The sequence below is a fragment of the Deltaproteobacteria bacterium genome (genome assembly GCA_020848745.1).
In the GTDB taxonomy this organism is placed as follows: domain Bacteria; phylum Desulfobacterota; class Binatia; order UTPRO1; family UTPRO1; genus UTPRO1.
This window is the reverse complement of record JADLHM010000041.1, coordinates 1-3,563: the sequence shown is the minus strand read 5'-3', so window position 1 is coordinate 3,563 and position 3,563 is coordinate 1. Positions and strand designations below refer to the sequence as shown.

The 3,563-nt window shown below is 72.0% G+C and carries 4 protein-coding genes; all 4 read right to left on the bottom strand.

The genetic code is table 11. The features are described from left to right. Positions 1-295: efflux RND transporter permease subunit (locus IT293_05385; GenBank protein MCC6764079.1), on the bottom strand; the 295-nt coding region annotated here is incomplete at its 3' end. Next, the gene (locus tag IT293_05380; protein ID MCC6764078.1) at positions 295-1,542 is read right to left on the bottom strand and encodes an efflux RND transporter periplasmic adaptor subunit; all 1,248 of its coding nucleotides are present in this window, start codon (positions 1,540-1,542) and stop codon (positions 295-297) included. The genes IT293_05380 and IT293_05385, both read right to left, overlap by 1 nt. Further along, positions 1,527-3,134 carry an efflux transporter outer membrane subunit gene (locus IT293_05375; GenBank protein MCC6764077.1) on the bottom strand — a complete coding sequence of 536 codons (1,608 nt, stop codon included), beginning with the start codon at positions 3,132-3,134 and terminating at the stop codon, positions 1,527-1,529. The genes IT293_05380 and IT293_05375 overlap by 16 nt, the downstream gene beginning before the upstream one ends. Next, the gene (locus IT293_05370; protein MCC6764076.1) at positions 3,134-3,433 is read right to left on the bottom strand and encodes an STAS/SEC14 domain-containing protein; all 300 of its coding nucleotides are present in this window, start codon (positions 3,431-3,433) and stop codon (positions 3,134-3,136) included. Before IT293_05370 ends, IT293_05375 begins: the two co-directional genes overlap by 1 nt. Positions 3,434-3,563 lie beyond the last annotated feature (130 nt).

The following is a 3,563-nucleotide window of genomic DNA, read 5'->3' as shown; positions in this document are numbered from 1 at the left end:
TGGTGCCGAGCTTGAAGGTGACGTCGAGGTAGAGCTGGCCGTCGTTGGTGCTCTTCGAGAGCATGTAGAGCATGTTCTCGACGCCGTTCACCTCCTGCTCGATCGGCGCGGCGACGGTGTCGGCCACGACCTTGGCGGCGGCGCCCGGGTAGAGCGCCGAGACCTGCACCACCGGCGGCGTGATGTCGGGGTACTGCGCGATCGGCAGGCCGAGGAGGGCCACCAGGCCCACGATCACCATGACGATCGACACCACCGCCGCGAAGATGGGACGGTCGATGAAGAAGTGCGACATCAGTGCTCGCTCGTCGTCGTCGCGGTGGGCGCGGTCGTCGTGGCGGGCGCGGCGGTGGCCACGGGTGTCGTTTCCTGCGGCTTCACCGTCATGCCGGGCCTGGCGCGCTGGATGCCGGAAATGATGACGCGCTCACCCGCTTTCAGGCCCTCGCGAATGACGCGCATGCCTTCGAAGAGCGGCCCGAGCTTCACCGCGCGATACTCGACCACGTTCTTGTCGGTGACCACGAGGACGTACTTGGTGCCCTGGTCGGTGCCGATTGCACGTTCGCTCACGAGCAGCGATCGCTCGGCGGCGCTGATGGGCAGCCGCACGCGGACGAAGAGGCCCGGCGTGAGGGCGCGGTCGGCGTTGGGGAAGAGGGCGCGCGCCAGCATGGTGCCGGTGGCGGGGTTCACCTGATTGTCGACGAAGTCCATCGTGCCGCGCAGCGAGTACCCGTCCTCGTGGGCGAGGCCGATCTCGACCGGGACGGCGAGCTCGCGCGCGCTCGGGACGGCGGTGGCCTCGGGGTGGGCGCGCCGCCAGTCTTGCTGGTAGTGCAGCATCGTGCGTTCGTCGACGTCGAAGTAGACGTACATCGGCTCGACGCTGACGAGCGTGGTGAGCAGGGTCGACACCTCGACGAGGTTCCCGAGGGTCACGTTGGCCTTGCCGACCCGGCCGCGCACCGGCGCGGTCACTTTCGAGAACTCGAGGTTCAGGTCCGCCTGCTCGAGGCGGCCGCGGGCCGAGACGATCTCGGCGTCGGCGGTACCCTTGGCGGCGACCGCCGAGTCGTACTCCTTCTGACTCGCGGCGCCGGTCGGCAGCAGGCGCTGGTTGCGCGCGAGGTCGGCCTCGGCCTTCTTGCGCTGCGCCTCCCAGCGGGCGAGCTCGCCCTGCGCTTGCAGCTTCTGCGCCGCGAACGGGCGCGGGTCGATCTCGAAGAGCACGGCGCCCGGCTCGACGAGGTCGCCGTCCTTGAAGGCGATCTTCACGAGGTAGCCGGAGACGCGGGCGCGCACGTCGACGCTCTCGACGGCGGTCGTGCGGCCGGTGGTCTCGAAGTAGTCGGCGACGTCCCGGACGACGGGCTCGGCGACGCCGACCTCGGGCGGCGGCAGCTGCGCCACCTCGGGCTTGCCGCCGCAGGACGCGAGGAGCGCCGCGAGGGCGAGCGCGGCGGCGCGGCGGCCGCCAGCGGGGCGCGGCCCGGGCGCGCCGGCGGTGCGGCGCGGGAACGCCGTCACCACGGCCACCACGCGCGCGGCGTGAAGCCGCCGCCGCGCGTCTCCGTGCCCGTTGCCGCCCCTTCGACGGCGTGCTCGCGCCGGTCGACGTCGAGCATGCCGCCCCAGCCGGTGCGCGCGCGCATCGCGCCCTTCTGCTCGTCGGTGACGAAATCGCGTCCCATGCGTATCTCCCATCCGCCGCCGAGCGCCTTGTAGAGGGCCGTGAGCGCGACGCCGACGTTGCCCCGGGTCGCCACCATGCGGTCCTGTGCGTCGACGAGGAACTGCTGCGTATTGAGGACGCGCGTATAGTCGTAGGCGCCCTCGCGGTACTGGATCTCGGCGAGTTCGACGGCCGTGCTCGCCGCGGCGACGCTCTTCTCGAGCGACGCGAGCCGGCGCTGCGCGCCGAGGTAGACAGCGAGCGCGCTCTCGACCTCGGCCTGCGCCCGCAGCACGGTCTGCTCGTACGTGGCGATCAGCGCCTGGAAGCGCGCGTCCTGTACCCGCACGTTGTTGGTGATGCGGCCGTAGTTGAGGATCGCCCAGCGCACGCTCGGGCCGCCGAAGTTCTCGAAGCTCCGGCCCTCGAACATGTCGGGAAAGTCCTCGGCCGCGACGCTGACGGTGCCGACGAGCGCGAAGCGCGGCAGCAGGTCGGCCTTGGCGACGCCGATCTGCGCGCTCTGCGCCGCGAGCTGCCGCTCGGCGATGCGGACGTCGGGGCGGCGGCGCAGGAGGTCGGCGGGGACGCCGAGGGCGACGCTCGCCGGCGGCCCCGGGATCTCGGCGCGCCGCGCGCCGACGAGATCCGTGAGGTCGCGGGGCGGCATGCCGAGCAGGATCGAGAGCGTGTTCTCGGTCTGGCGGATGCCGGCCTCGAGATCGGGGATGAGCGCGCGCGTGTCTTCGAGGAGCGACAGGGCCTGCGCGGAATCGAGGCCGGTCACCTCGCCGGCGCGGTACTTCTGGTCGGCGATGTCGTAGCCGCGCTCCTGGATGGCGACGTTGGCGCGCGCGACGTCGAGCCGCTGCTCGAGCGTGCGGAGCTGGATGTAGTTGGCCGACACCTCGGCGATGAGCGAGAGCAGCACGTCGTCATAGGACGCGACCTCGGCGAGGAGGTCGGCGTCGGCCGACTCGATGCCGCGCCGGAAGCGACCCCACACGTCGAGCTCCCAGGCGGCGTCGAAGCCGGCCTGCCAGTCGCCGAAGAAGTGGTCGCCGGCCTGCTGGTTGGCGCGTGCGTTGCTGAGCCCGACCCGAGCGTAGTCGCCGAAGGCCTCTTGTTGCTGCGGGAAGAGGCCGCCGATCGCGATGCCGCGCCGCGCCTGCGCTTCGACGACCCGCGCGCCCGCCGCCTGGAGCGACGGATTCTGGCGATACGCGGTCTCGACCAGCTGCACGAGGATCGGGTCGCCGAAGACCGTCCACCACGCCGGCGCGTCGGGCGGCGGAGCGGGGGCCTCGGCGGGGGCGGCCGGCGCGGATGCCGCGTCCATCCAGCGCGCCGCGGTCGGCGCCGGCGGACGCGCGTAGTCCGGTCCGATCATCATGCAGCCGGCAAAGGCTGCGAGCGGCGCGAGCGCTGCGCAGCGCGCGAGCATGGGGGCGAGCCGCATCATACGTCCAACCAGGCGCGCGCGAGGGCCTCGCTGCCGAAGTACTCGGTCGGGATCGCGCGGAGCGGTTTCGCGACGAAGGCGTAGAGCTCGTCGCGCCAGCGCGGCTCGCCCACGAAAGCCGCCTTCGCGACGACGGAATCGTCGGGGATGCGAAGCCCGGCGTCGTTCCAGTCGTCGTCGGGCGTCACGAGGAGGCGGATCGTGCTGTGGCGCTGCGTCGCCTTGGTGACGAAGTGTACGAGGGCGGCTTGGTCGGCGGGGCATGACGAAGGAGATCCTATCTCGGAGACGAGCACGTCACCGGCACCACACGGTCGCTTCGGCCTGGCAGCGGAAGACGGTGACGCCGTCGTCGTCGCGGGCCGATTCCCAGAAGCAGGAGCCGCGCCGTTGCACGCCGCCGCGCATCGGCGCGGGGACGCCGCC

What these genes read in the sequence shown, in the direction of transcription:
- IT293_05375 (MCC6764077.1), bottom strand. Translation starts at nt 3,134, where the DNA reads ATGCGGCTCGCCCCCATGCTCGCGCGCTGCGCAGCGCTCGCGCCGCTC.